This window comes from Gemmobacter aquarius (assembly GCF_003060865.1).
Lineage (GTDB): Bacteria > Pseudomonadota > Alphaproteobacteria > Rhodobacterales > Rhodobacteraceae > Paragemmobacter > Paragemmobacter aquarius.
Genome location: NZ_CP028918.1, coordinates 1,566,263 through 1,589,454, shown reverse-complemented (window position 1 = coordinate 1,589,454; position 23,192 = coordinate 1,566,263). Strand labels below are relative to the sequence as shown.

At 63.8% G+C, this 23,192-nt stretch carries 25 protein-coding genes and 2 tRNA genes; 11 read left to right on the top strand and 16 right to left on the bottom strand.

Going from position 1 to position 23,192, the window contains the following annotated elements:
* Positions 1 to 110: 110 nt before the first annotated feature.
* The 5 genes from tgt to HYN69_RS07600 form a co-directional block, all read right to left on the bottom strand.
* Positions 111 to 1,241 (bottom strand): tRNA guanosine(34) transglycosylase Tgt, encoded by a 1,131-nt coding sequence (gene tgt, locus HYN69_RS07620; RefSeq protein ID WP_108435222.1) that lies wholly within the window; start codon positions 1,239 to 1,241, stop codon positions 111 to 113.
* A 121-nt stretch (positions 1,242 to 1,362) separates the two neighbouring features.
* A complete protein-coding gene (locus HYN69_RS07615) occupies positions 1,363 to 1,764 on the bottom strand; it encodes a hypothetical protein (protein WP_108435221.1) in 402 nt (133 codons plus the stop codon).
* A 279-nt stretch (positions 1,765 to 2,043) separates the two neighbouring features.
* Complete coding sequence (locus tag HYN69_RS07610; protein ID WP_108435220.1) at positions 2,044 to 2,634, bottom strand: DUF1989 domain-containing protein; 591 nt, start codon at positions 2,632 to 2,634, stop codon at positions 2,044 to 2,046.
* A gap of 48 nt (positions 2,635 to 2,682) precedes the next feature.
* Complete coding sequence (locus tag HYN69_RS07605) at positions 2,683 to 3,942, bottom strand: Coenzyme F420 hydrogenase/dehydrogenase, beta subunit C-terminal domain (RefSeq protein WP_108435219.1); 1,260 nt, start codon at positions 3,940 to 3,942, stop codon at positions 2,683 to 2,685.
* Between the two features lie 100 nt (positions 3,943 to 4,042).
* Entirely contained in the window at positions 4,043 to 4,591 is a 549-nt protein-coding gene (locus tag HYN69_RS07600; RefSeq protein WP_159082400.1) for a DUF4142 domain-containing protein, read from the bottom strand.
* A 151-nt stretch (positions 4,592 to 4,742) separates the two neighbouring features.
* On the opposite strand from HYN69_RS07600, the gene HYN69_RS07595 reads away from it, so the two are divergent.
* Positions 4,743 to 4,832, top strand: a tRNA-Ser gene (locus HYN69_RS07595).
* Between the two features lie 3 nt (positions 4,833 to 4,835).
* On the opposite strand, the gene HYN69_RS20540 is transcribed toward HYN69_RS07595, so the two are convergent.
* Entirely contained in the window at positions 4,836 to 5,027 is a 192-nt protein-coding gene (locus HYN69_RS20540; RefSeq protein WP_159082399.1) for a hypothetical protein, read from the bottom strand.
* Positions 5,028 to 5,139: 112 nt separating this feature from the next.
* Here HYN69_RS20540 and HYN69_RS07590 point away from each other — a divergent pair, with 112 nt between their 5' ends.
* Positions 5,140 to 5,355, top strand: coding sequence for a helix-turn-helix domain-containing protein (locus HYN69_RS07590; RefSeq protein ID WP_108435217.1), 216 nt, complete (start codon positions 5,140 to 5,142; stop codon positions 5,353 to 5,355).
* Here the strand turns inward: HYN69_RS07590 and HYN69_RS20535 are convergent.
* The 3 genes from HYN69_RS20535 to HYN69_RS07580 are packed head-to-tail and all read right to left on the bottom strand — an operon-like array spanning position 5,352 to position 9,533.
* Positions 5,352 to 5,615, bottom strand: a complete 264-nt coding sequence (locus HYN69_RS20535) for a hypothetical protein (protein WP_159082398.1) — start codon at positions 5,613 to 5,615, stop codon at positions 5,352 to 5,354. The genes HYN69_RS07590 and HYN69_RS20535 overlap by 4 nt on opposite strands.
* The gene (locus HYN69_RS07585) at positions 5,608 to 7,965 is read right to left on the bottom strand and encodes a YbcC family protein (RefSeq protein WP_108437082.1); all 2,358 of its coding nucleotides are present in this window, start codon (positions 7,963 to 7,965) and stop codon (positions 5,608 to 5,610) included. The genes HYN69_RS20535 and HYN69_RS07585 overlap by 8 nt, the downstream gene beginning before the upstream one ends.
* Positions 7,966 to 7,988: 23 nt before the next feature.
* The gene (locus HYN69_RS07580) at positions 7,989 to 9,533 is read right to left on the bottom strand and encodes a proton-conducting transporter transmembrane domain-containing protein (RefSeq protein ID WP_108435216.1); all 1,545 of its coding nucleotides are present in this window, start codon (positions 9,531 to 9,533) and stop codon (positions 7,989 to 7,991) included.
* A 99-nt stretch (positions 9,534 to 9,632) separates the two neighbouring features.
* Between HYN69_RS07580 and HYN69_RS07575 the strand changes: the two genes are divergently transcribed.
* From HYN69_RS07575 to rlmF, 3 genes are all read left to right on the top strand, one after another.
* Positions 9,633 to 10,499 carry a LysR family transcriptional regulator gene (locus HYN69_RS07575; RefSeq protein WP_108435215.1) on the top strand — a complete coding sequence of 289 codons (867 nt, stop codon included), beginning with the start codon at positions 9,633 to 9,635 and terminating at the stop codon, positions 10,497 to 10,499.
* Between the two features lie 88 nt (positions 10,500 to 10,587).
* Positions 10,588 to 10,662: transfer RNA gene (locus HYN69_RS07570), tRNA-Glu, on the top strand.
* A gap of 251 nt (positions 10,663 to 10,913) precedes the next feature.
* Positions 10,914 to 11,804 carry a 23S rRNA (adenine(1618)-N(6))-methyltransferase RlmF gene (rlmF, locus tag HYN69_RS07565; protein WP_230426524.1) on the top strand — a complete coding sequence of 297 codons (891 nt, stop codon included), beginning with the start codon at positions 10,914 to 10,916 and terminating at the stop codon, positions 11,802 to 11,804.
* 47 nt (positions 11,805 to 11,851) lie between these two features.
* Here the strand turns inward: rlmF and HYN69_RS07560 are convergent, their stop codons facing one another.
* Positions 11,852 to 12,733 carry a glycosyltransferase family 2 protein gene (locus tag HYN69_RS07560; protein WP_230426523.1) on the bottom strand — a complete coding sequence of 294 codons (882 nt, stop codon included), beginning with the start codon at positions 12,731 to 12,733 and terminating at the stop codon, positions 11,852 to 11,854.
* Between the two features lie 174 nt (positions 12,734 to 12,907).
* Between HYN69_RS07560 and HYN69_RS20530 the strand changes: the two genes are divergently transcribed.
* From HYN69_RS20530 to HYN69_RS21685, 4 genes are all read left to right on the top strand, one after another.
* Positions 12,908 to 13,051: a hypothetical protein gene (locus HYN69_RS20530; RefSeq protein WP_159082397.1), complete on the top strand. Its 144-nt coding sequence runs from the start codon at positions 12,908 to 12,910 to the stop codon at positions 13,049 to 13,051.
* On the top strand, positions 13,041 to 13,610 hold the full coding sequence (locus HYN69_RS07555) for a pyridoxamine 5'-phosphate oxidase family protein (RefSeq protein WP_108435212.1): 570 nt from the start codon (positions 13,041 to 13,043) through the stop codon (positions 13,608 to 13,610). The genes HYN69_RS20530 and HYN69_RS07555 overlap by 11 nt, the downstream gene beginning before the upstream one ends.
* 215 nt (positions 13,611 to 13,825) lie before the next feature.
* Positions 13,826 to 14,827 carry a sensor histidine kinase gene (locus tag HYN69_RS07550; RefSeq protein WP_108435211.1) on the top strand — a complete coding sequence of 334 codons (1,002 nt, stop codon included), beginning with the start codon at positions 13,826 to 13,828 and terminating at the stop codon, positions 14,825 to 14,827.
* A 93-nt stretch (positions 14,828 to 14,920) separates the two neighbouring features.
* Positions 14,921 to 15,055 carry a hypothetical protein gene (locus tag HYN69_RS21685; protein ID WP_268902878.1) on the top strand — a complete coding sequence of 45 codons (135 nt, stop codon included), beginning with the start codon at positions 14,921 to 14,923 and terminating at the stop codon, positions 15,053 to 15,055.
* A 211-nt stretch (positions 15,056 to 15,266) separates the two neighbouring features.
* Here the strand turns inward: HYN69_RS21685 and HYN69_RS07545 are convergent, their stop codons facing one another.
* From HYN69_RS07545 to HYN69_RS07525, 5 genes are all read right to left on the bottom strand, one after another.
* Entirely contained in the window at positions 15,267 to 15,788 is a 522-nt protein-coding gene (locus tag HYN69_RS07545; RefSeq protein WP_108435210.1) for a prolyl-tRNA synthetase associated domain-containing protein, read from the bottom strand.
* Between the two features lie 81 nt (positions 15,789 to 15,869).
* Positions 15,870 to 16,664 (bottom strand): ABC transporter permease, encoded by a 795-nt coding sequence (locus tag HYN69_RS07540; protein WP_108435209.1) that lies wholly within the window; start codon positions 16,662 to 16,664, stop codon positions 15,870 to 15,872.
* A gap of 12 nt (positions 16,665 to 16,676) precedes the next feature.
* Complete coding sequence (locus HYN69_RS07535) at positions 16,677 to 17,600, bottom strand: ABC transporter permease (RefSeq protein ID WP_108435208.1); 924 nt, start codon at positions 17,598 to 17,600, stop codon at positions 16,677 to 16,679.
* A gap of 3 nt (positions 17,601 to 17,603) precedes the next feature.
* Positions 17,604 to 18,686: an ABC transporter ATP-binding protein gene (locus tag HYN69_RS07530; RefSeq protein ID WP_108435207.1), complete on the bottom strand. Its 1,083-nt coding sequence runs from the start codon at positions 18,684 to 18,686 to the stop codon at positions 17,604 to 17,606.
* Between the two features lie 114 nt (positions 18,687 to 18,800).
* Positions 18,801 to 19,937: an extracellular solute-binding protein gene (locus tag HYN69_RS07525; protein ID WP_108435206.1), complete on the bottom strand. Its 1,137-nt coding sequence runs from the start codon at positions 19,935 to 19,937 to the stop codon at positions 18,801 to 18,803.
* Between the two features lie 539 nt (positions 19,938 to 20,476).
* On the opposite strand from HYN69_RS07525, the gene HYN69_RS07520 reads away from it, so the two are divergent.
* A complete protein-coding gene (locus HYN69_RS07520; RefSeq protein WP_108435205.1) occupies positions 20,477 to 21,538 on the top strand; it encodes a response regulator in 1,062 nt (353 codons plus the stop codon).
* 87 nt (positions 21,539 to 21,625) lie between these two features.
* On the opposite strand, the gene HYN69_RS07515 is transcribed toward HYN69_RS07520, so the two are convergent.
* Positions 21,626 to 22,213: an acyl-homoserine-lactone synthase gene (locus HYN69_RS07515; protein ID WP_108435204.1), complete on the bottom strand. Its 588-nt coding sequence runs from the start codon at positions 22,211 to 22,213 to the stop codon at positions 21,626 to 21,628.
* Positions 22,214 to 22,787: 574 nt separating this feature from the next.
* Between HYN69_RS07515 and HYN69_RS07510 the strand changes: the two genes are divergently transcribed.
* On the top strand, positions 22,788 to 23,186 hold the full coding sequence (locus HYN69_RS07510) for a hypothetical protein (protein WP_108435203.1): 399 nt from the start codon (positions 22,788 to 22,790) through the stop codon (positions 23,184 to 23,186).
* Positions 23,187 to 23,192 lie beyond the last annotated feature (6 nt).

Genomic DNA, 23,192 nt, shown 5'->3' with positions numbered 1-23,192 from the left:
GGGGGGCCATCGGGTCGAGTCAACCGCACCTCTTGGTGATATGATGCCCCTGCGTCACAACAGGGGCAAGCGGCCTTTGCGTGGCATTCTATAGACCATTTGGCCTGGTTTCACAGCGGTTCGATATCGCCCTGCGCCCGCTTCGCGTGAAAATCGGCCACGAAAGCGGCCAGCCGCCCGCCGGCGATGGCATCGCGCAATCCCTGCATAAGCTCTTGGTAGTAATGCAGGTTATGCCATGTCATCAGCATCGACGCGATGATCTCTCCGGCCTTGTTCACATGGTGCAGATAGGCGCGGCTGTAATTGCGGCAGGCGGGGCAAGTGCAAGCCTCGTCCAAGGGGCGCGGGTCGTTCTGGTGGCGGGCGTTCTTGATGTTGATCTGCCCCATGCGCGTCCATGCCTGCCCTGTGCGGCCCGAACGGCTGGGCAGCACGCAATCCATCATGTCGATGCCACGCTCCACCGCCCCCACGATGTCGTCGGGCTTGCCCACCCCCATCAGATAGCGGGGCTTGTCCTCGGGCAACATGCCGGGGGCATAGTTCAGCACGTCGAACATCGCCTCCTGCCCCTCGCCCACCGCCAGGCCGCCGACCGCGTAGCCGTCAAAGCCGATCGCCGTCAAAGCCTCGGCACTCTCCTCGCGCAATGCGCGCGTCACACCGCCCTGCATGATCCCGAACAGCGCATGGCCGGGCCTGTCGCCGAACGCATCGCGCGACCGCTGCGCCCACCGCATCGACATCCGCATCGATTTCGCCACTTCGGCATCGGTGGCGGGCAGCGCCGGACATTCGTCGAAACACATCACGATATCGGACCCGAGCAGTTTCTGGATCTCCATGCTGCGTTCGGGCGTCAGCATGTGTTTCGACCCGTCGATATGGCTGGAAAAGCGCACGCCTTCTTCCGTCATCTTGCGCAAACTCGCCAGCGACATGACCTGAAACCCGCCGCTATCCGTCAGGATCGGGCGGTCCCAGTTCATGAACTTGTGCAGGCCGCCAAGCGCCGCAATCCGCTCGGCCGTCGGGCGCAGCATCAGATGATAGGTGTTGCCAAGCAGGATATCGGCACCCGTGGCGCGCACGCTTTCGGGCAGCATCGCCTTGACCGTGCCCGCCGTGCCCACGGGCATAAACGCAGGCGTGCGAACCGCGCCACGGGTGGTTTCGATCACACCCGTCCGCGCCTTGCCATCCGTCGCCTGAACCGTAAACCCGAACCCCGTCGCCATCAGCCGCACTCCTTGCGAAAAGCGGCCCCTTGTGCGGCAAAGCGCAGCCAAAGGAAAGCCCCTGCCGCCGACACCCTGTCACTCTGGAAAGATCGGACCGCGCGACACACTCGGCTGCGGATCAGCGAACCTCGCACAAGGCAGCGCCGGTATCGACGATCACCCGCGCCCCGAAATGCAACCCGTAGAACACGTCGGCCTCGCCGCTATCGTCAGCCGAGGACTTGCGCCGCACGGGCGACAGGTCACGGCTTTCGATCATGCATCTTACCGGAGCGGCAGTCCCGGCAACCGGCCCCAGACGGTACAGGTCAAGCCCCTGCGCCCGCGCACGTTCACGGTCGAGCGTGCCGCAGGACATATCGGCAATGTCATGGAAACGGCGATTGATCGGATCATAGATCGCTTCGCCTGCGCTCAGGTCTTCGACCGCAGTATAATCGTCCGGCGCAACGCCGGTCCGAAGTTTCGTCCCCGCCGCAAACATGCGGACAGAGAGCAAGGCAAAGCTCTGGTCGGTCATTTGGCAGCACTCGTGAAACAGGTCACTTGTCAGGCATCGCCGCGTCCCCCCCAGGATTTGGCAATTTCATGACTATCGCACCTTCGCCCTGCCCGATCAACCACCCGATCATTCAAAGGCCGCGCTTGCGCCCTTTTACCGTCATGGTGAATGGACATTGGGCGACTATTCCCCCGCATTGTTCCGCAACCGGCAACAACGCCCCGCCGACCAAGGCGTCCTGCACTTGGTTCAGCCACAGAATGGTTCCATTCCGCCTGAAGATGCCGACAGATTCGCTCAGCCGACCACCTCGTAATGCACCTCGACCGGCGTGCAATCGGCCCCGTTGATCGGAATCATATCCTGCGGACAGGCCGACATGACCACCACGCAATCGATCACCGCCCGCAGCAGCACATGGTCGCCCGGCTTGGACAAAGGCTCGCCCCACGCGATTTTGCCGTCCGCCGCGACCGGAATGTTCATCCACAGGTTCAGGGGCGACGGGGTTTCGGTCCGCACAAAGCCCACCATCGCCAGCGCGGCATGCAGGTTGTCAGTGCAATTGTCATGATATTCCGTGCAGCCGAGGCCCTGATAGCGATGCACATCGCAAGCCGCGATCACCGTATCGTGCCGACCGGGCGAGGTATCTTCTTCCAGCATCAGGATCGGACGCCGCCGGTTCGAATAAAGCGCATCCCCCCGCGAAGGGAAGATCGACCCGAGGCTCGCGTGCAGATGCTCCATCGACATGAACTCAGTCGGATCATCGGCATTGAACGCCCAGGTATCCACCACCTGCGTGCCATGCGTATTGACGATGCGGATCGCCTGACCCTGTTTCAGGCGGACCGCCCGCCCCCGCCGCGCCGGAACCTGTTCCATCACACTCTCCCAATTTGCAGGCAAAGGATGCCACAGGCAGGCAGGCCGTCAACGCCCTTCGCGTTCCGCAATCTCGTCGTCCGAAGGGAACAGCCCGTATTTCGCGGCGATGCGCCAAATATGGGCAGGAACCATGTTTTTCACCCGCGCCGGAAACGCCCGGCGCAGATGCAGCACCGTTTCGATCGCCTTCATCTCGACCCGTGCGCGCGCAAACTCCAGCCCCCGCGGCCCGATCCTCGGCTGCAGGAAGGCGACGATGGGGCGCGCCCAATCGGGCATCGACCGCAGCGGCAGCCCCCCCGCCGCACGTTCGGTATTGGCCATGAAGCCGCGCACCGCCGCCTCGCGCCTGCCCTTGTCGGTCAGGGCGCGTAGCACCAGCCGATCGCCCAGCAGCGCCAGCAGCTCGGCTCCCTGTGCGTTCCGCGCGATCACCCACTGGTCGCCATCGCCGCCCATATAGCCAACCGTCACATCGGCCAGCCGGTTGGTATAATCCACGCAGGTCTTGCAGGTCATCGGAAAGAAATCGGCAGGCAGCTTCGACAAGGGCAGCTTCAGAAACGGCACCAGCCGCCGCTTGCGCCCGTCGTCATAGCGCAATTCCACACGGTAATCGGCGCGGAACTCCAGATAGCTGATCGCATCGGGCTTCGGGTCGATCAGCCGCAGGAAGCGATGGAAATTCTCGGTCGTCGTATTGTCCGAACAGGGCGTGCCGATCACATAGATCCGCTCGAACCCCAACTCGGCCTCCAACGCCCGCAGCGCATGGACCTGACAGGGTATCCCGATCACCGCGATCCTGCGATGCCCCGCCAGCGCGGCCGGTTCCAAAAGCGCCAGCGTCGGCGCCCAGCCCATCCGCATCCCCCGCACCTGCTCCAGATCGGCAGGGTCGGTCACGATGACCGGCACAGGCTTCCAGCGGTCGAACGGATCGGGCGCCACCGTCAACACCGCCGTGACGGCGCCGGTTTCCAGCAATGCCGCCGCAAGGCTGGTGGTGATCCCGGTCCACTGCGCCCCCGGAACCGGCGTGGCCATGCGGGCGCGGTGCATCGACGCGGTCACGCCAAAGAACAGCTCTTCACCGCTTTCGGGATCGGCCACGCGCCCGTGCGCCGCCTGCTCCAAACCTTCGTAATCCGGCGCTATGAACTGGCAGGCTCGCCCGCAGGCCTTGCCGTCCCCCATGCGCGACACGCCGCAATCGGTGCACAGACCGGGGCGGGCAGCACCCGTAAGCGGCGGCACCGTAAGGCCGCTGCGGCCGACCTCCGACAGATCCTGACCGTCCGCCATTCTTGCCCCTTCGCAGGCACCCTGCCCGCCCGACAGATCATAGTCAGGAAACGGCGGCCAGGTCCACCAAATCTGTCAGAAAAATCTGACAGATTATCCGTCACGGCGCCTCAGACATATCCTGCACCAGCGTCAGATGCTCTTGCAACGTCGGCACGGTGGCTTCGGCAAAGTCCTTGACCGCCCCGTCCTCGCCGTTCGTCGCATAGCTTTGGAACAGCGCCACCGCCGCATCATGCGCCTGCCGTTGCAGATCGATATAGGCCTGTTCGAAGCCTTCGCCCGTCACAGCCTCGAGCGCCGCCAGTTGCTCGGCATGTTTCGCATCCATCTGGCCCGACAGATCGGCAGACATGTCCGGCGCGGGCTGCCCCGCCACTTCGGCAAGCTTCGCCGACGCAGCGGCGTGGTCCGCGATCATGCGCTCGGCAAACGCCTTGACCGCATCGCTCCCGGCTCGGTCGCGGGCAAGCTCGCTGCTCCGGATCTCGAGGATGTTCGAGCTGGTCGCCAGCTTGACGAACACGGCATCGGTGGTCACGCCAACCCCTGCCGCACTGTCGGCTGCGGGGCCATCGGCCGAAGTGGTCTGCGCCAGAACCGGCGTCACCGCCAGCGCCAGAGAAACGGCCATCGTCATCAGTTTCATCGAAACACCTTTCGTCGGTTGGTTGTCCCGCCCAACCACCACGTCCGCTTCGGGTTTCGACTGCCCGCCCCGCATCGACCATTCCCCGCCGACGCAACACCACCGCGCCCCCCCTTGAATCCGCCACCCACCATGATACCACCGCGCCCACGGATGGGTGGCCGAGTGGTTTAAGGCTCTAGTCTTGAAAACTAGCGTAGGGGGAACCCTACCGTGGGTTCGAATCCCACCCCATCCGCCAAATTTACCAATAAATGATTGATTTTACATATAAAAAGCTGAAAGATTTCCCTACCTGCCTAACACCCCGCCATGCCAAAACGTCATGCTGCGGCTTATCTTTCTTTACGTTCCTTGCTCTCGTGCGGGTCAAAGCCGCCTCGGACAGCCCGTTAACCGTCACCACATCGGCGAGGATGTCCTGAATGGTTTTCACTGTGCTTCTCCGTTGAGTGCTTTTCGTAACGTGGTTACGATCAGACATACAGCAAGGAATCCGCCGATATAAATCAGAACAGGGTTACGATTTGAATGCCACACAATGCAAAATGGCCCGCGCCGCAACGGGGCTTGGCGTCCGTGATCTTGCGAAGTTTGCAGGCGTGTCGCCTGATACCGTAGCGCGGCTCGAGCGGGGCGAGGAACTCAAACCGTCTACTTTAGCAGCCCTGCGCGCTGCGCTGACCGCTCACGGTGCGACCATGCTAGAGGATGACGGGCAAGCGGGACCGGGCGTCCGTTACAAGCCCGGCCCTTCTGTTTAGACGAAGCGGAATACCGCCCCGCCTCTGGTCTTGGCTTCGTCGATGATCCCGTCGAAGATTCCGGAAAGCATCTCGCCCGAATTGAACTCGAAACCATCGACCCGATCCGGCATTTCCGCATCGGGCGCGACACTGAACGTCACGATGCCCGGAACAAAGACCGACAAAAGGCAGCCCTGCTCGGTGCCATTGCATCTCTGCGGGCACAGCGCCACGCAGCACGGCGGCAGATCGCTCCGCCGCCGTATCGCTTCAGGCACTCAGCTTCATCTCGCCCGGCACCGGCTCCCAGACCAGTCCGGGCAGCAGCCGTTCGGCTAGCTGGCCCGCGTCGTCAAGCCGCATCAGGTGCAGCCAGCCGTTGTCGAACAAGGCGCGCAAACCGTCATGGCGGGCAAGCACCGCCGTGATCGCCCCGGCGGGGGCTTCGACCACCACGGTCAGGCGCAGCGGGTCATGCTGCAATCCCTGCCCGTCATGCACCGATTGCCACGGCAACCCGACCCGTGGCGCACCGCTATGGCCTTCCAGCACGCCGAACCCGCCGACCACATTGTGCAACAGCTTGTTGCCACCGCCAAAGGCCTCGGGGGCCACGACCGACCCGTAATATTGCAGGCTGATCCAGCTTGCCACCACGACCGGCGCGGTCAGGATCAACTCGAGCGTGCCAAACCCCGCATCCTGCCGCCAGTCATAGCTGTGCAGGAAAGCACGGCCCCCCAGATCGCGGCCCGCCGTGCGATGGCGCGGGGCTGCGATGAAAGCCGAACACCCCGCCAAGCCCCATTCCGGGCGCGTCTCGGCCCAGTTCCGGCCGCGCCGCGCCAGACCGCGCCCCTTGACACCGGCATTGGGCAAGCGCCCTGCCCGCTCGGCCCGCGCCAGAACCGCCGCGCGGTCAAGCCAGCCGCGCAGCTGCGACACATCCCCCGCGACATCGTAAAGCGTGATGCCATCCGAAACAGTGTCATGCAGCCCCGCGATAAAGCGGGTCTCGGCGGGGATCGCAATGCCCTTTTCCACCAGCCCCGCCCGCACCCCGGCGTCGTTCAGCAAAGCCGCCAGCGCCCTTGCGCTGACCTCGCCCGTCCGCCCGCCGCAGGCCCCGCAATGCAAGGCACTTTGATGCGGGTTGTTCACCACATCGGCCCCGTGCCCAACCAGCAGAACCACCGGCGCAAAGCCCGACCGCAGCGACATCGCCCCCAGAACCGTGGCAGCGGTGTCGATCTTGGCCGCAACCGAAAGCCCCACGATCACCGGAGCAGGCTCGGCCACGCCCGCAGCCGTGCCCAACCCCAGCGCATCGCGCACCAGTTTCGCGCCGTAAACCGGCCCCACCGCCTCGACAAAGGCAAAGGATGACACCGCCGCCTGCCGGAACCGCCCCCATGCCCGCTTGGCCCGCGCCGTGATGCGCGCGGCTTCCTCGACCTCGGGGGCGACATCGGGCGTCGATGTCAGACCCGCGTTCAACAGCACCGGCAAATGCGCCTCATGGGCAACCGACCCAAAGGGGCGATGCGCCAAGGGAAGCCCGAAGAACCCGGCAAAGCCGATGGTCTCGATCCCGTCATCGACCGATTCGAGCGCACGGCGGAACACCTCTGACCGCACATCGATACAAAACGCCGCCTGCAGTTTCGGCGCAGCCGCCATTGCCCGCACCGGTGCTGCCAGAACCGCGCCAAGCCGACGCTGGCCCGCGCGTTCCGATGCCGCCTGCAACACCGCATCGATCCGCAAGTCCGGCGCAGGCGCATCGCCAGCGCCATATGCCCGCACCGCTTCGGCCCATGCCGCCGAAAGCCTGTCGCCATATTGCGCGAAAAGCGCCTCTTCCCAGATCAGCCGGATCGCCAGCAGGTCGGTCACCGCGTCGTCGTTGTCGCCCACAAGTTCGGCCTGCCACAGCTTCCAGCGCGCCGCCTGCGCCCAACCGCCCAGCCGGTGCAGCAGGGCGTGGAAATAGACTTCAGCTTCGGGCGACCCGATCCCGAGTGCGGAAACCACCCGCGCCACCGCAGCCCATGCGTCATCGGGCGCACCCGCAACCCGTTCGGCAAAGCCGGTCAGGCCCGCGATCTCGGGGCCAAGGTCCTGCGTGGCGAATTGCAACCAGCCTTCGTAAAGGCCCCCTGCCGCCGAAAGCGGCCACATCGCCTGGCCCTGATCGAAGCGCGCGGCGGCGTAAATCCCGATCCGGTCGAGCAGAATGGCGGGCCAGTCGATCCCCGACACTTCGGCGGCAAGTTCGGCCACCGTCGGCACCGGCTTTGGCGCAGCGCCCGGCGCCGTAACCGCGCCAAGCACGGCGTCAAGCGTCAGCCCCTCTGTCAACACCGCCGCGATATCCTGCGGCGTGATCCGCCCCGCCGCCAGCTCGGCTGCAAAATGCGCCCGCGGCAGCGTCAGCCGCAACCCGCCGACCCGCGCCATGCGCTGGCCTGCCTCGGCCAACCCCGCCGCCGTTTGGCCAAGGAACGGGTTGACCGCAACCGTGGCCGACAGGGGAAAGGCCGGAGGGATCGCCCGCACCGCCGCCCGTGCGGCGCTGATGATCTCCAGAAACGGGCCGGTGAAATTGTCGCGATGCTTGACCAGCATGATGCTCTCCTGAAAATTTCCGTTCACCGTGCGGTTTCCTTGGCGAACCCGTGGGTCAGCCGGTCGAACACCGCATTGGCATAAAGTCCGTTGGCCAGATGCACCCGCAATCCGCGCGCGGCCGGATGCTGCGACCACAGCGGAAACATCGCCTGCGCCAGCGCCACCGCCCCGAAGCTCACCAAGGCCAGCACCATCAGCGCCCATTCCAGCGGCCCCGGCGCAGGCGTTGCGGGCAGCGTGCCGCGCATCAGCGCCTCGGCCCCGATCTGCAGCGCAAAGTAGCTCACAGCCGCCAACCCCGATCCGACAAGCACGCGCCACATAAGCGCCCGCGGGGCCGCATCGGCCAGACCCTGCGCGATCAGATAGGCGACCCCGAAGATCAGCATCGCCCCCAGCGCCAGCGCCTGCGGTGACTTATCCGACAACCCGAACCCGAAGCCCACGGCGCCATATATCACCAGCGCCAGCGCGAATGCCCGCAGCACCGCCCGCGCCGAAGGCACCGCCACCGGACCGGGGCGCCGCACCGAGCGCACCTCGTTCACCGCAGCCCCCGAGGCAAGGAAGGCATGCGCCTTGTAAAGCGAATGCGCCACGATATGCAGCAGCGCCAGCGGGAACAGCGCCAGCCCGCATTGCAGGATCATAAAACCCATCTGCGCGATGGTCGACCATGCCAGCGCCGTCTTGACCGCCGTCTGCGTCAGCATCACGAGACCGGCGATCAACGCCGTGAACCCGCCCACCGCGACCAGCACCGCCAGCACGCCGGGGGCGGCCAGCATCACATCGGCCAGCCGGATCAGCAAGAACCCGCCCGCATTGACCACACCCGCATGCAGCAGCGCCGACACCGGCGTCGGCGTCTCCATCATCTCGACCAGCCAGCCATGCAGCGGAAACAGCGCCGATTTCAGCACCGCCGCCAGCGCCAGCAAGCCCGCAGCCAGCATCGCCATCGGCCCCGCCGCCGTGGCGTTCAGCGTGGCGATATCCCCTGTGCCAAAGGCTGCAACCAGCGTGACCGCAGCCGCGATGACCGCCCCGTCCCCCATCCGCGCCGTGATGGCCTTCTTGCGCGCCGCCCGCCGCGCCTGAATCCGGTCGGGGTAGAACAGCAGCAACTTGTGCAGGCCCAAAGCCACCGCGACCCAAGCCACCACCAGCTGCCCCAGATTGCCCGCCGTCACCAGCAGCATCACGGCCGCCAGCACCAGCGCCATCCAACCCATGAACACGCCCTGCCGCGCCTCGCCGTCCAGATAGGTCGCCGAATACCGCAGCACGACCCAGCCGACGAAACTGACCAGCGCCAGCATCACCACGCTGACCACATCCAGCCGTACGGAAAGACCGACCCCGCCCACCCCGACCAGAACCGATGTCGCAGCCCCCGACTGCCACAGCAGCACCCCCGCCCCAAGCGCCGTGACCATCGCGCCGACTGCGGCAGCTTCGGTCAGGAAAAGCGTGCGCCGCGGACGGAACCCCGGACCGGCAAAGGCCACGACGGCTGCAAGCAGCAGCAGACAGGGGGCAAGGTAGATCAGGGCTGGCAACATGGATCGGCCTTTCATGTGAACGCGACCGATCAGCTAGCATCCGCGGGCTTACATAAAAAATACATTGTTTCGGCGAAAACGTTCTGTTTTAACGAACGTATGGAATTGAACTACAATCACCTGCGCTACTTCCGCGCCGTAGCACTCGAAGGCAACCTGACCCGTGCCGCGGCACATCTCAACCTGTCGCAATCGGCCCTTTCCGTGCAGATCCGCGCGCTCGAAGACCGTCTTGGCCACGCCCTCTTCGACCGCATCGGCCGCAGGTTAGAGCTGACCGAAGCAGGCCGCATCGCGCTCGACCATGCCGAGACGATCTTCAAGACCGGCGACGAGCTGATGGCCACCCTGCGCCAGACCGGCCGCGCCCGCAGCGCCATCCGCGTCGGCGCGCTGGCAACCCTGTCGCGCAACTTCCAGCTTGCCTTCCTGCGCCCGCTTCTGAACCGGTCCGATGTCGAAATCGTGCTGCGTTCGGCCAGCATGGCCGAACTCTTGCGCGGCCTCGAAGGCCTCGCGCTCGATGTCGTCCTCACCAACGAACCCGTCCCGCGCGATGCGGCGACCCCCTTCCTGACGCAGCGCATCGCAGGCCAGCCCGTCAGCCTGATCGGCACGCCCGAACGCCGCCGCGCGGGCGATACGCTGGCCATCCTGCTCGCCCGCGAGCCGCTGATCCTGCCCACGGCGGAAAGCGGGCTGCGCGCCGCCTTCGACAGCCTCGCCTCGCAATATGACACCGTCCCGCAAATCGCGGCCGAGGTGGACGACATCGCCATGATGCGCCTTCTGGCCCGCGAAGGCGCGGGTCTGGCGCTTCTCCCTCCCATCGCGGTCACCGACGAACTGGCAGCAGGCACGCTCGTCGAACATGCGCGGCTCGAAGGCGTGATCGAAAGTTTCTACGCCGTCACCCTGACCCGCCGCTTCCCGAACCCCCTCGTCGCCGAACTCCTCCGTGGCTGACACGCGGCCCGCTCCGCTTCGCCGATAAAATCGTCTTTTCCCTCTTGCACCCCGCAAAGGCCCAAGCTAATTCCCCCCCACCAGCCGCGGCCCGTTCGTCTATCGGTTAGGACACCTGGTTTTCAACCAGGTAAGAGGGGTTCGACTCCCCTACGGGCTGCCACAAAATCTTCGGATTGACCAAATACCTTCGCACTAACGCTGACAGCTGCAACGTCGCGAAACGGCAGGCCCCGTCATTATCGGCCTTTTCACGGTAATCCGTGTCGAAACGCCAAGTGCCGGCACTGACCTGCCCTATCAAATGGTCTGTTCATGTGTTCCTTAGGCAGCCAAAAAGCCCTAAGCGTGACACCTTGTCGGGCAGGCTGCCTGAAGCATCAGGCAAAAAGGTTTCCCATGGCTGTCAAACCGATGTTGCACCCGCGCAACCAACACCGAGACGGGTATGACTTCGACCTCCTGATCGTGAAATCGCCCGACCTGGCAGCATTCGTGATCAAAAGCCCGCGCGGCCAGATGACGATCGATTTCCAGAACGTGGACGCGGTCCGCATGCTCAATCGGGCGCTTCTGATGACCCATTACAACCTTGATTTCTGGGATATTCCCGCATCGTATCTTTGCCCTCCCATCCCGGGGCGTGTTGATTACGTCCATTACCTGGCGGATTTGCTTGCCGAAGGGAATGGCCAGGAAATCCCGCACGGGTCCGAAATCAAGGCGCTGGACATCGGAACGGGGGCAAGCCTTGTCTATCCGCTGACGGGTCAGCATGAATATGGCTGGGCCTTCACAGGCGTCGATATCGATCCGGTCTCGATCAAATCGGCACGGCAGATCTGCGACCGGAACGGGCTGAAGATAAAGCTCGAACGTCAGACCAACGCCGAGGATGTTTTCCAAGGCGTCGTCGGCCCGGATGATATTTTCCACGTCACCCTCTGCAACCCCCCGTTTCATGCCTCGCCTGCAAAGGCGCAAGAGGGCACGCTTCGCAAATGGCGCAATCTTGGCAAGGGCCACTCTGCCGAACTCAATTTCGGCGGCCAGAACGCCGAGCTGTGGTGCCCGGGTGGTGAAATCGGCTTTATCGCCCGGATGATCGGGCAAAGCATGGATTTTGCCGGACAATGCCTGTGGTTCACCTGCCTGGTGTCCAGAAAAGACAGCCTCGTGCCCCTCGCCAGATTGCTGAAGAAGGCGAAGGTTGCCGACTTCAGGGTCGTCGAAATGGCGCAGGGCCAAAAGACCAGTCGGTTCATCGCCTGGACTTACTATCCAGAAGGGGAACGGTCCTTTTAGGTGGATCAGGCTTTCCAATAGCCCGGCACGTTGCATAGATGGCCGGCTTACGCAGCCAAGGGGTCCATACCTTTGTCACGCCCCACGAAACGGGCAGGCGTGCCCTTGTCGAACAAGACGATCTGCCCGCTCAGGCAGGCGTTTTCGACGGCAACGGCGATTTCCAGATTCTGGCGGGTCATTCCCGACAGGCTCTTGTCGACCTGCGCGGCGACAAGGAAATCGCGCCACGCCGTGCGCGGGGGGCAGCCTTCGGCCCGATCGCTCCGGTTGTCGGCAGACTTGTCCCAGACCGCACCGATGCGCGGGGACCACACGACATCGCCCAAAAGTGCCAGACGGCCCCAACCGACCTTGTCCTCGCCATGTTTTACGCCTTCGGGAAACCCGCGGGTCTTGATCAGACAGCTCTTCCAGGTTCCCGCCGTGCTCGACGTGACGATCATCGGCCCCGAACTCATGGCTTCGAAAAAGCAGTCAAGTGGCCCGCGACGGTCCGATCCTATGCCGAAATCATGCTGCTTGCTATTTCGGTCGGGCGAAATCTCTTGCCAAGCATCGGCGTAAAGCGCCGCTGCAGGAAACTCGGCCATCAGGCCAAGGATCTCGGCGACATGATGGTCTGCCCAGGTGTCATCGGCATCCAGAAACAGGATCGCCTCGCCACGGGCCGCAGCCCAGCCTGTATTGCGCGCGGCCGCGGCCCCGCGATTGGCCTGCCGGATCAGTCGGATAGCTCTTGCCCGCGCCGGATCGGATGCCGCCCAGTCCAGCACCGCATCGCCCGATCCATCGGTGGACCCGTCATCCACCACGACCAGCTCGAAGCTGGCCCCCGCCAGCAGGCAGGACCGATATGCAGCCGCAAGCGCGACCTTGATGTGCCGGATTTTCTGGAAAAGCGGGATGACGACGGAAACCAGTGGCACCGGTGCCGTCGTCGCGGGAATTGTCATGGGGAAACTTTCTGCTTGTGTCGCCCCCTACGGCATCCGCCCGCCGGGCGCAAACGCATAGCGCACCCGGTGCAAGGCATGTCGCAATGCGGCCAAGCCTGCCCTTCCAAATCGCCGCGCGAGGGTTAGATGTGGTTGAAAGGAAACATGATGCTTCTAAGCCTGCGCCACGTGACCAAGACCTATCCCCGTGCCGAAACTGCGGTGCTGCGACATGTCTCGCTCGACCTCGACGCGGGCGAGATGCTGGCCCTGCCCCTAGGTCTGGAGATGACGGGCTATGACAACTGATCTGCACGCTTGGGCAACAGAGCTGGACACGCTTCTTGCCCAGGTCTGGGCAAGGCTCGTGCGCGGGGTGGGCGACAGGCACGCGCCCGCGCGCCATCCGGTCTTTGCCACGGTGGCCCCCGACGCCACCCCCGAGGCACGCACCGTCGTCTTGCGCGCAGCCGATCCCGTTGCAGGAACCTTGGACGTGCATACCGACCTGCGCTCGCCCAAGGTGATGGCGCTGCGCCTGAACCCTCTGGCCGCATTGCATGTCTGGGACGGAACCGCGCATTTGCAGACGCGGATCACCGCCTCGGTCGAGGTGCTTGCCGGAGAGGCGGTTGCAGCCCTGTGGCAGCGGGTGCCCGAAACCTCGCAATCCGCTTACGGCACGATGCCCGCACCCGGCACGCCGATCACCACGGCGCTGGATTACGTCAAGACGCCCGATCCCGCTGCCTTTGCCGTCTTGCGCTGCACGGTTCTTGCCATCGATGCAGTGCATCTGGGGCCAAACCACCGCCGCGCACGCTTTGACAGGGCAGACGGCTGGCAGGGCCAATGGCTTGCCCCCTGACGCGCAAAACATTGCCCGCCACTTGCAGGCCCGTCACCTGAACAGTCGGGCAACCCCTGTCTTGCAGACCTGCATGTCGGGCAGGGATCAGCCTTGGGTTCGACAACCCCGAACAGGTCAAAACGCCAATCCGGACATCATTCGTTGACATTCCAAGCGAACAGTCGGCAAGGTCAATTAATATCGGCTGCGGTTTTCCGGCCGCGGAGATCTTCATGAACGACGCGCCCAATCCTGATGCCAAATGGGGCTACAATGCCTTGCAACGCGCCGTCGACGCAGCCGGCATCGCGCTCTGGACATGGAATGTCGACACCGACACGTTCGACATGGACGACCACGGCTTTGCCTTGTGGGACGTGCCCACCGATCAGTCCCTGACCTTCGAGCACCTCTCCGACAAGGTCCACCCCGCCGACCGTGACCGCGTGCGCGCCGCCTTCATTGCCACCCGCGCCGTCATCGGCCCGTTCGAGATCGACTTCCGCACCCTGGTGGATACCAAGGTCCGCTGGATATCGGCGCGTGGCAAAGGCAATGACGAAGATATCCTCAGGCGGGTCATGACAGGCGTTTTCCTCGATGTGACAGGCCGCAAACAGGCCGAGGAAAGCAGCGAACTTCTTGCGGGCGAGATGAGCCACCGCGTAAAGAACCTGCTGTCGATCGCCTCGGCCCTCGCGATGATCACCTCGCGTTCCGCCTCGGGCGTCGACGATATGGCAAGCCAGCTGATGCATCGCCTGACGGCGCTCGGGCGCGCGCATGACCTTGTCCGCCCGCTTCCCGGCCATCACGGCGATGCGGCATTGCTGGGCGATATCTTTTCGGTCCTGCTTGCCCCCTATGACGACAAGGGCGCATTCGCGGGACGCATCCGCATCTCGGTGCCGCGCATGGGCATTGGCGAAAGCTCGGCGGCATTGCTCGCCCTTATCGTGCATGAACTTGCGACCAATTCGCTTAAATACGGATCGCTTTCCTCGGAAACCGGCGTTCTCGACGTGTCCGGCTCGGTGACCGGAGATGACGTCCGGATCGTCTGGACAGAACAGGGCGGACCCCGGATCGAAGGCCCGTCGGAAAAACCCGGCTACGGCAGCAAACTTGTCCGCCAGACCGCCGAAAGCGCGCTTGGCGGATCGATCGCCTACGACTGGACCGAAAGCGGCGCGGTCGTCACGCTGGACGTAAAGATCGCCGTTCTGGCAACCTGAACAAGGCGTTCCCGACACTGCACGTTTCTACCCCGCCGGTTCAGGGCGGGCATATTCCCTCGACAGCCCGAACAGGGCGAAAGGACCATCCCCGTGCCCAAAGGTAAAAGCCACAGCAACCGTGAAGTGAAAAAGCCCAAGAAAGACAAGAAGCCCGGCGCCCCAAAGCCCGGTGAGCTGTTCGCCAACGCGATCCAGTCAGGCACCGGAGACAAGAAAAAGACCTGAGACGAATGACAAAAGCGGCCCATCCACCCTTTGCCATCGAACGCGCAAAGGTGGATGGGTTCCGCCGCCGGCAGTCGCACCGGGTGTGTCGCTCGCCCCCTCGTCGACCGGCACAGCGCCCGGGCACGCACGTCCAGCTGGGAAAGCGCCCGCCCAAGATCAAAAGTCAGCGCCATGCATCCGCGGGGACAGGCCCGCGCGGCAGGTCGGGCTAAATCTCCAGCCAGACCGGAGCCGCACCGATAGCATCCAGCCAACGCAGCAAAGCGGCGGGCGACATGGCAACCGTGCGGTCGTTGACCAAGGGGTGCATGTGCACCACCTCCGCCTCGCGCAGCTTCGCATCCAGCACCAGCGTCACGCCCATCTTCACCCCCGTCACCATCGCAAGCGGGCTGACAGCCCCCGGCCTGATGCCCAGATGCTCCATCAGCCGCTCTTCCGACCCGAAGGACAGCCCCGCCGCGCCGATCTGATCGCCCAAGCGTTTCAGGTCGATGTCGCGGTCCTGTTCCAGCGTCACCAGCCAGTTCTTCTTCTTGCGGTCGCGCAGATACAGGTTCTTGACATGCAGCCCCGCGCCCATCGCATCCTGCACCAGCTTGGCATCGGCCACCGTCCGCAAGGGCACATGGTCATACCGCCTGTACCCGATCCCCAGCGCATCAAGCCCCGCGATCAGCGCGTCCGAGGTGACGGGCAGACTGTCCTGCCAGATCGATGAAGCGTCCATCGCAGCCTCCGTTATCCTGCCGCACAGAACACCGCGACGGAAGAAAAGAAAAGGCCCGCCACAACGGGCGGGCCGATCAGGTCAATCGCGAAAGCGCCGCTCCAGCCGCCTGCGCCGCAGTTCGTAAAAGATCGCCCCCGCGAGCGTGACCGAAATCATCACCAAGGCCAAAGCGTTGATCGTGGGCGTGATGCCGGTCCGCACCTTCGAGAAAACGTAAACCGTCAGCGTATCGGCATTGCCGCGCGTGAACAGCGTCACGTTGAAGTTCTCGATCGACTGGAAAAACGCGATCGCAGCCCCCGCCCCGATGGCCGGATAAAGATGCGGCAACAGGATGCGCCGCAGCACCATCCCGTGCCCCGCCCCGAGGTCCAAAGCCGCCTCCTCCAAAGCCACATCGAAACTTTGCAACCGCGCCAGAACCAGCAGCATCACGAAAGCCGCGATGTAGCTGACCTGCCCCAAGACCGACAGATGCAGGCCCGCAGGCACCGAAAACTGGTTCCAGAACAGCAGCGTCGAAATCCCGATCACAGCGCCGGGCGCAAGGATCGGCGCCACCATCATCCCGTAAAGCACCGTCCGCACCCGCCCCGTGACCGAATTGATCAGGATCGCCGCCGCCGTCCCGATGGGAACCGCCAGCGCCACCACAGCCAAAGCCACGATCACCGTATTGCGGAACGCCAGCCACATGCGCCCGTCAGAGGCCAGTTGGCTGAACCATTCCAGCGTGAACCCCTTCCACGGCAGGATCGACGGAAAACGGCTGTCGTTGAACGCCGCCCCGCCCATCACCACCAAGGGCGCAAGCAGATAGAACAGGAACATCGCCATATAAAGATGGAACAGAAAATTGCGTGTCTTGTGCATGGTCCCGCCCCCCTATTTCGCGATGTCGGACAGCTTGACGCGGAACACCCGCATCACAAGGCTGACGAAAACGGTGCACAGCACCAGCAGGATAAAGGCATAGGCCGACCCGGTATTCCAATCCGCCGCCTCGAACATCCATTGCTGGATGACTTGGGTAAACCAGTTGGAATCGGTCGATCCCAGCAGCACAGGCACCAGCAGCGACCCCGCCGACAGCATGAAGACCATCACCGCGCCCGATGCGATGCCCGGTTTGGCATGCGGCAAGATCACCCGCCAATGCGTCCGCCACCACGGGCTTCCCAGATCTTCCGCCGCCTCGATCTGGTTCGTATCCAAGGACTGGATCGCGTTGTAGATCGGAAACAGCATGAAAAGCACGTAAGTATAGACCAGACCGACGATGATCGACTGATACCCCGCGATCCAGCGGATCGGCGTCTCGATGATCCCCAGCCCCAACAGCGAAAAGTTCAGCGGCCCCTTCAGCGACAGGATGATGAACCACGCGAAAGACCGCAGCACTTCGGAAACCCAAAGCGGCACGAACAGCAGCAAAAACAGCGTGGGCAGCGATTTCGGCTGCACGATCTTGGCCAGATAATAGGCCAAGGGATAGGCCAGCGCGAAAGAGATCAAGGTAACGAACGCCGAATAACCCACTGTAAGCAAAAAGGATTTCACATGCACCGGCAGGGTGATGGTGATCCCGAACACTTGGGTGGGCGACTCTCCGGTCAGGATCTTGGCATAGTTGTTCAGCGAATAGGTATCGAGCGGCCCGCCCATATCGACCTTCGGCAGATAGGGCCGGAACGAGTTTTCCAACAGGTACAGGTTCGGCAGCACGATCAGCACAAGCAGCCAGAATGCCGTCAGCAGCACGAATGCCCCCGTCAGCCCCGACCCGTAGCGACGCAAAAGATCATGCATCCCTCACGCCTCCGCCGCGGTTTCGTCGGGCAAGATCGCCGCCCGCGCCGGATCGAACGACATGTGCATCGCAGCCCCCGGTTCCGGCATCGCGCCGGTCCCGTCATTCCTCAGTTCCGCCACCAGCACCGTCCCGTTCGCCGTGGTGGCATGGACCGAGATGAAATTGCCCTCGAACGCCACGTCACCCACCGTCACGGGAACCGAATTCACCTCGCCCGGCGTGGTCGAAAACCGCATATGTTCGGGCCGCACATACAGTTTCACCGGCCCCATCGATGTCGCAGGCATCCGCGCACGGAACACGCCCAGAGCGGTCTCGAACGTCGCCAGCCCCTGCCCGATATTGCCCACCGTGCCGGTCAATATGTTGTTTTCGCCCACGAAAGACGCAACGAACCCGTTGACCGGAGTGTCATAGATATCCCGCGGGTTCGCCACCTGCTGCAAGCGCCCGTGGCTCATCACGCCCACGCGGTCCGACATGGCAAGCGCCTCGCCCTGATCGTGGGTGATGTAGATGAACGTCACCCCTGTCCGCTTCTGGATCGCCCGCAATTCCGCCCGCATATGCTGGCGCAGCTTCAGATCCAGCGCCGACAACGGCTCGTCGAGCAGCATCACCGCCGGCTCTACCGCCAGCGCCCGCGCAATCGCCACGCGCTGCTTCTGCCCGCCCGAAAGCTGGCTTACCATCTTGTCGCCCGCGCCCGGCAGATCGACCAGCCGCAGCAATTCCTCTGCCCGCGCGCGCCGCTTGGCGCGATCCACGCCGCGCACTTCCAGCCCGAAGGCGATGTTATCGGCCACGCTCATCAACGGAAACAGCGCCAGATTCTGGAAAATCAGCGCCGTGGGCCGCTGGTTCGGCCGCTGCCCGCGCATATCCTTGCCGCCGATCCGCACCACGCCCGACGACGGCTCGGTGAACCCCGAAATCATCCGCAGGATCGTCGTCTTGCCGCAGCCCGATGGCCCGAGGAACGAAAAGAACTCGCCCGGCTGGATAGAGACGTTGACATGATCCACAGCCCTGAATGACCCGAAATCACAGCATACATCGTCAAGATCGATTCCTGCACTCATTGGTGCAAACTCCCCTGTCGTGGTTTTTCGGCCCGCGTCTTGCGGCGGTGCCTTGGCAATAAAAAGCAGCCCGCCGGAGGAAACCCCCGGCGAGCCGTCGTCCCGTTCAGGCGATCAGGCGCTCTTGAACTTGTCGGCGTATTCGCCGCGCTTGGCGATGAACCATGCGTCCTGCGCCGGCCACCACCACAGCTTCGACAGCGCATCGTCGTTGAACGCGCTGGTGTAGTAAGCCGCAACCGCCGGATCGAGCAGATCGACCGCGCCCTTGCCCACGGGGTTCGCCGAGAAGGCGGTCGCCCATGCAGCCGAGCCTTCGGGTTCGGAAACCCACTTGGCAAAGGCATGCGCCTGTTCGGTGTTGGCGGCGTTCTTCATCAGAACGAAGCCCTGGTTCCACGCAAAGGCACCTTCCTTCGGCGGCATGTAGCCGTAGTTGCCCTCTTTCCCGAGGTTGTAGCCGGTCGAATCCCAGCACAGCCCGATCTCGCCGCCGTTCACAAGGAAACCGGCCTGCGCCTCGTTCTCGCCCGTCCACCACTGGACGAAGTTCGACTTCACCTTGATGGCTTCGGCCAGGGCGATGTCCCACAGCTCGACCATCGTGGCCTCGTCCTTGTAGCCGTCAAGCCACGGCTTGGGCAGCTTGCCCTCGGCATCCAGCCAGCGGCCCATCGCAGCCAGCGTCGAATGCGGGCGCCCCACGACCTTGCCGGTATTGGCAGGGTTGAACATGTCGCCCAGCGAGGCAGTGCCGTATTCCAGCGGCATCGTGTCCTTGTTGTAAACCAGGGCCTCGGTGCCCCAGACCGACAGCACGATCATGCGCTGGCCGTCGATGGTCGCCATGTCGCCCATCGCGCCATCTGCCAGACCGGGCAGATAGTTGTCGACGTTCAGCTTCGACATATCCCAGCCCTGGATCAGGCCGTTCGACGCCCATGCGCCCACGCGGTCGACCGTCGGTTCGATCATGTCCACGCCACCGGCTTCCAGCGCCAGCTTGGCGGCGGTCATCATGTCGTCCTGACCGGGCTGTTCGGTGAAGTTGATCTTGATGCCGGTCGCGGCCTCGAACTTCGGGAACACGGTTTCGGCCAGTGCGGGATAGCCCGCCCAGCCCATGAAATTCAGCTCGCCCGACGAGGCCAAGGCCTTGCTCGAGATGATCGACGGCGCAGCCATGGCCCCAAGGCCAAGTGCCGTACCCTTAAGGACCGTGCGGCGGTCCATTTTCGCTTTGATCGTCATTGCAGCTCCCCTGTTGTTGCGCCACCCGTCCCTCGGATACGCGCCAAGCGGCCCTTATTGTCGTCCGCTTTGGTGATGCATTCGTGACAGGAAAAGCCGTTGCGTCAATACGGATTTGCGCCCCGCCTCCGACAGACGCGGCACAAGCCCGCGCTTTGGCAACCGGCGCCACCCGATGGCGCGGTTTCGGGCAATCGGCGGGCGAAACCGGCCTCGTCGCCACATACCGCCACAGTCCGCCACAGTCCGCCACAGTCCGGCCACAGGTGATTCTCTTCGGGTGCATCTCCCACAGACCAAAGTCAGGCACTTGCACCCGCCACTGTGCGCCATGCCGAAACAATGCGCGCCGCAAGGCCGCAGTGTTGCACAACCAAAAGCTGTCCGCCGCAATCGCGCCGTGTATCGGGCACAAATTGCCCGCAAATCCCGCGCATCACTGCCGAACCGGGTGTCCGCTCCGCTTGCCACGCGAAGCCGCCCGCAGTGCAAGTACCGAGTGCGAACGTTGAAGACCTTCGCCAGACCTGGGGCTGCACATGCGTATTCTCGCGGTAGACGACGACGAGACGATCCTTGACCTTCTGGCGGAAGCAATGCGCGTCGGCGGGCATGGTTCCCTGACCAAGGCATCTTCGGGCCGCAAGGCGCTCGACATCATGGCCAATGCCACCACGCCCTTCGATTGCGTGCTGCTCGACATCCAGATGCCCGGCATCGACGGCATCACCCTATGCACCACGATCCGGTCGATGCCCGCTTATGCCCGCGCGCCGATCCTGATGCTGACCGCCATGTCGCAGCGCGATTATTTCGAGCGCGCCTTTCAGGCCGGCGCCACCGATTACATCACCAAACCCTTCGATTTCCTCGAACTCGGCACCCGCCTGTCGGTCGCTCGGCGTCTGGTCGACGAACAATGCCTCGTCGCCGAAAGCCGCGCCACGATCGAAGGGCTAAAGCGCACGATCAAGACCGCGCCGCGCCTGAAACTGCCCGATCCCGTGGAAATCTCGGGGCTCGAGCGGATGATCGGCTACATCGCCTTCGAAAACTTCGTCCTCTCGCTGGGCCGCGCCCGGATGTTCACCAGTTCGGTGACAGCCTTCCAACTGCTCGAGGTCAACAGGCTCTTCGAACGCTCGCGCCCCGCCGATTTCGTCGCCCGCCTCGGACTGGTGGCAGAATCGCTCTCGGCCGCGACGGAACACGATGCCCCGATCCTCAGCTATCGCGGCGACGGCACCTTCCTCATGCTGGCACAGGGCCGCGCGACGCAAAGCCTCGACGACATCGAGACGGCGGTCAACGCCGCCCTGCCCGACCTGTCCGATCAGGGCATGATGCTGCGGCTCGTCGCTGGCCAGCGCCATTCGCTCGGCTCCTTCACCCGCTTCGGCGCCGTGCAGGCCGTGCACCGCGCGGTGGTTTCCGCAGGCGATGCGGCCGGTCTGAAACGGGCGGAAAAGGCGCTCAACACGCCTTCGACCGTGCGCCGCCTGTTCCGCCGCTCGTCGGTCGAACCTGACCGCAACCCCTACGAGGCCATGCTGCGCGACGTCCTGACCGAAGAAGTCTCCTACCTGCGCCATCAGGCCTGATAGACGGGCTTGGTAGACGGGCTTGATACACGCGCCTGATGAACTGGCCTGATGAACTGGCCTGATGAACTGGCCTGATGAACTGGCCTAATGCATCGCCTGACCCAGTTTCATCATCGCGACCTGCACTTGCACCCCGTCGATCATCAGCGGTGGCCCCGCCGGTTCGGCCCGCAGGTGCAGACGCGATATCCAGCGCGGCCAGACCGCCGGCACCAGCCCCAGCATGGTCTGCGCCCCCAACTCGCGGGCCGATCTGACCATCTCGTACATCAGATCCGTCTGCACCTTGATCCGCAGTTGGGCGGGCACCCGCTGCGAGACGAAGACGCGGCTTCCCTCCCAGACCAAGGGATCGACCGGCGCCTCGAAATCGAGCAGGTTCGAAGGGATCGATTCCAGCATCCCGCGCTGCGCGTCGCGGATCATATAGGTATACATGCCCACACGGGCGGTGGTCGGCGTCAGCCGCACACCCGCCAGAACCTCGCCCCCTTCATGCACCGCGATCCAGCGGCTTGCGGGGGTGTCGTACTGGTCGAACTCCATCCCCTCGACCTGAGGCAGATTCCAGTTGTGGCGCAAAATGAAACACTCGCGCCGGGCCTTGAGAAGATTGACGAAAAGATCGCCGTGATGGTGGATATTGGTGAATGACAGCGTGGTCGTCAGCATCGGTCTGCTCGCTTGCGCGTATGGGACACCGGCACACAGGCACCGGCAATCGGCACAGACAGGGGCCCGCCACCTACACGGCGCAGCCCCCGCCTTCGGTCGAACCGAATCCGCCGCCCCCTCGACAGCTTCATCGTCCTGTTTCGTCCTGCCTCGGATCTTTTTTTAACGTTTATTAACTTTAGCGAAGATGAACCAATCCGTTCGGAAATCTACAGGAAAAAAGCAACCGTCGCGGGAAATGCGGCAGGACTGTGGCAAAAGCGCATAGGAATTATCCATAGCGCACAACATGATGTGGCCTGTTCCTGTCCAACCCACCGAAGCTTGCCCGACAGCATCGCCCACAAATCAGGCGCTTCGTCCTTTGGGCTGGTCCGGGCAGTCGCAGCCCATATCCGGCAGTCTGTGGCGGTCACAGACAAAAGTATGCCCCATCCCCGCCGCACTTGACCGCAAATCACCTTCCATGGGCCACAGATCAGCCCAAGTGGGGAACGATTAACACATATGAAAATTGGGGCCGCGACCCTGCGTCCCGCGCCCGAAACCCCAAGCTGCCCAAAGGTGTGCCATGACCTATAGCCTCACGTTCCGCGCCCGTGGCGAGGTGGCCGACCTGCTGCTGATCGGCGGCGAGGAACCGCGCCTTCTCGTCGATCTCTCGACCGAACCGTTGACCGACGACCACGGCCCGCGCCGCCACACCCCGCGCGCCACCTTTACCCTGACCGACCCCGAACTCATCCGCCGCTTCCTGCACGAGGTGAAACCCGGCGATCTGGCCGAGGCCGAAGGCACCTTCCGTCAGGGCGATTACATCCCGCACCGGACCACCTGCATCGATACGGTCTTCACCGTCACCGCCTTCAAACGACTCTCGCGGCGCAAGGAAACCGAACCCGCGCGGTCCATCCCCCAAACCGAACCGCCCGCAGCACAGCGCCTTGCGGCCCCGGCCCTGCTGCACTGAAAGATG

Bases quoted from the DNA above. Each gene is read 5' to 3' on its own strand.
- HYN69_RS07585 (WP_108437082.1), bottom strand. From the start codon at position 7,965: ATGCTGGTCAAGCATCGCGACAATTTCACCGGCCCGTTTCTGGAGATC.
- HYN69_RS07545 (WP_108435210.1), bottom strand. From the start codon at position 15,788: ATGGACGCTTCATCGATCTGGCAGGACAGTCTGCCCGTCACCTCGGAC.
- HYN69_RS07540 (WP_108435209.1), bottom strand. From the start codon at position 16,664: ATGCACAAGACACGCAATTTTCTGTTCCATCTTTATATGGCGATGTTC.
- HYN69_RS07605 (WP_108435219.1), bottom strand. From the start codon at position 3,942: ATGGCGGACGGTCAGGATCTGTCGGAGGTCGGCCGCAGCGGCCTTACG.
- HYN69_RS07610 (WP_108435220.1), bottom strand. From the start codon at position 2,634: ATGGAACAGGTTCCGGCGCGGCGGGGGCGGGCGGTCCGCCTGAAACAG.
- HYN69_RS07600 (WP_159082400.1), bottom strand. From the start codon at position 4,591: ATGAAACTGATGACGATGGCCGTTTCTCTGGCGCTGGCGGTGACGCCG.
- HYN69_RS07615 (WP_108435221.1), bottom strand. From the start codon at position 1,764: ATGACCGACCAGAGCTTTGCCTTGCTCTCTGTCCGCATGTTTGCGGCG.
- HYN69_RS07575 (WP_108435215.1), top strand. From the start codon at position 9,633: ATGGAATTGAACTACAATCACCTGCGCTACTTCCGCGCCGTAGCACTC.
- HYN69_RS07515 (WP_108435204.1), bottom strand. From the start codon at position 22,213: ATGCTGACGACCACGCTGTCATTCACCAATATCCACCATCACGGCGAT.
- HYN69_RS07520 (WP_108435205.1), top strand. From the start codon at position 20,477: ATGCGTATTCTCGCGGTAGACGACGACGAGACGATCCTTGACCTTCTG.
- HYN69_RS07590 (WP_108435217.1), top strand. From the start codon at position 5,140: ATGGCCCGCGCCGCAACGGGGCTTGGCGTCCGTGATCTTGCGAAGTTT.
- HYN69_RS07555 (WP_108435212.1), top strand. From the start codon at position 13,041: ATGACAACTGATCTGCACGCTTGGGCAACAGAGCTGGACACGCTTCTT.
- HYN69_RS07525 (WP_108435206.1), bottom strand. From the start codon at position 19,937: ATGACGATCAAAGCGAAAATGGACCGCCGCACGGTCCTTAAGGGTACG.
- HYN69_RS20530 (WP_159082397.1), top strand. From the start codon at position 12,908: ATGATGCTTCTAAGCCTGCGCCACGTGACCAAGACCTATCCCCGTGCC.
- HYN69_RS07530 (WP_108435207.1), bottom strand. From the start codon at position 18,686: ATGAGTGCAGGAATCGATCTTGACGATGTATGCTGTGATTTCGGGTCA.
- rlmF (WP_230426524.1), top strand. From the start codon at position 10,914: ATGTTGCACCCGCGCAACCAACACCGAGACGGGTATGACTTCGACCTC.
- HYN69_RS07510 (WP_108435203.1), top strand. From the start codon at position 22,788: ATGACCTATAGCCTCACGTTCCGCGCCCGTGGCGAGGTGGCCGACCTG.
- HYN69_RS07580 (WP_108435216.1), bottom strand. From the start codon at position 9,533: ATGTTGCCAGCCCTGATCTACCTTGCCCCCTGTCTGCTGCTGCTTGCA.
- HYN69_RS07550 (WP_108435211.1), top strand. From the start codon at position 13,826: ATGAACGACGCGCCCAATCCTGATGCCAAATGGGGCTACAATGCCTTG.
- tgt (WP_108435222.1), bottom strand. From the start codon at position 1,241: ATGGCGACGGGGTTCGGGTTTACGGTTCAGGCGACGGATGGCAAGGCG.
- HYN69_RS07535 (WP_108435208.1), bottom strand. From the start codon at position 17,600: ATGCATGATCTTTTGCGTCGCTACGGGTCGGGGCTGACGGGGGCATTC.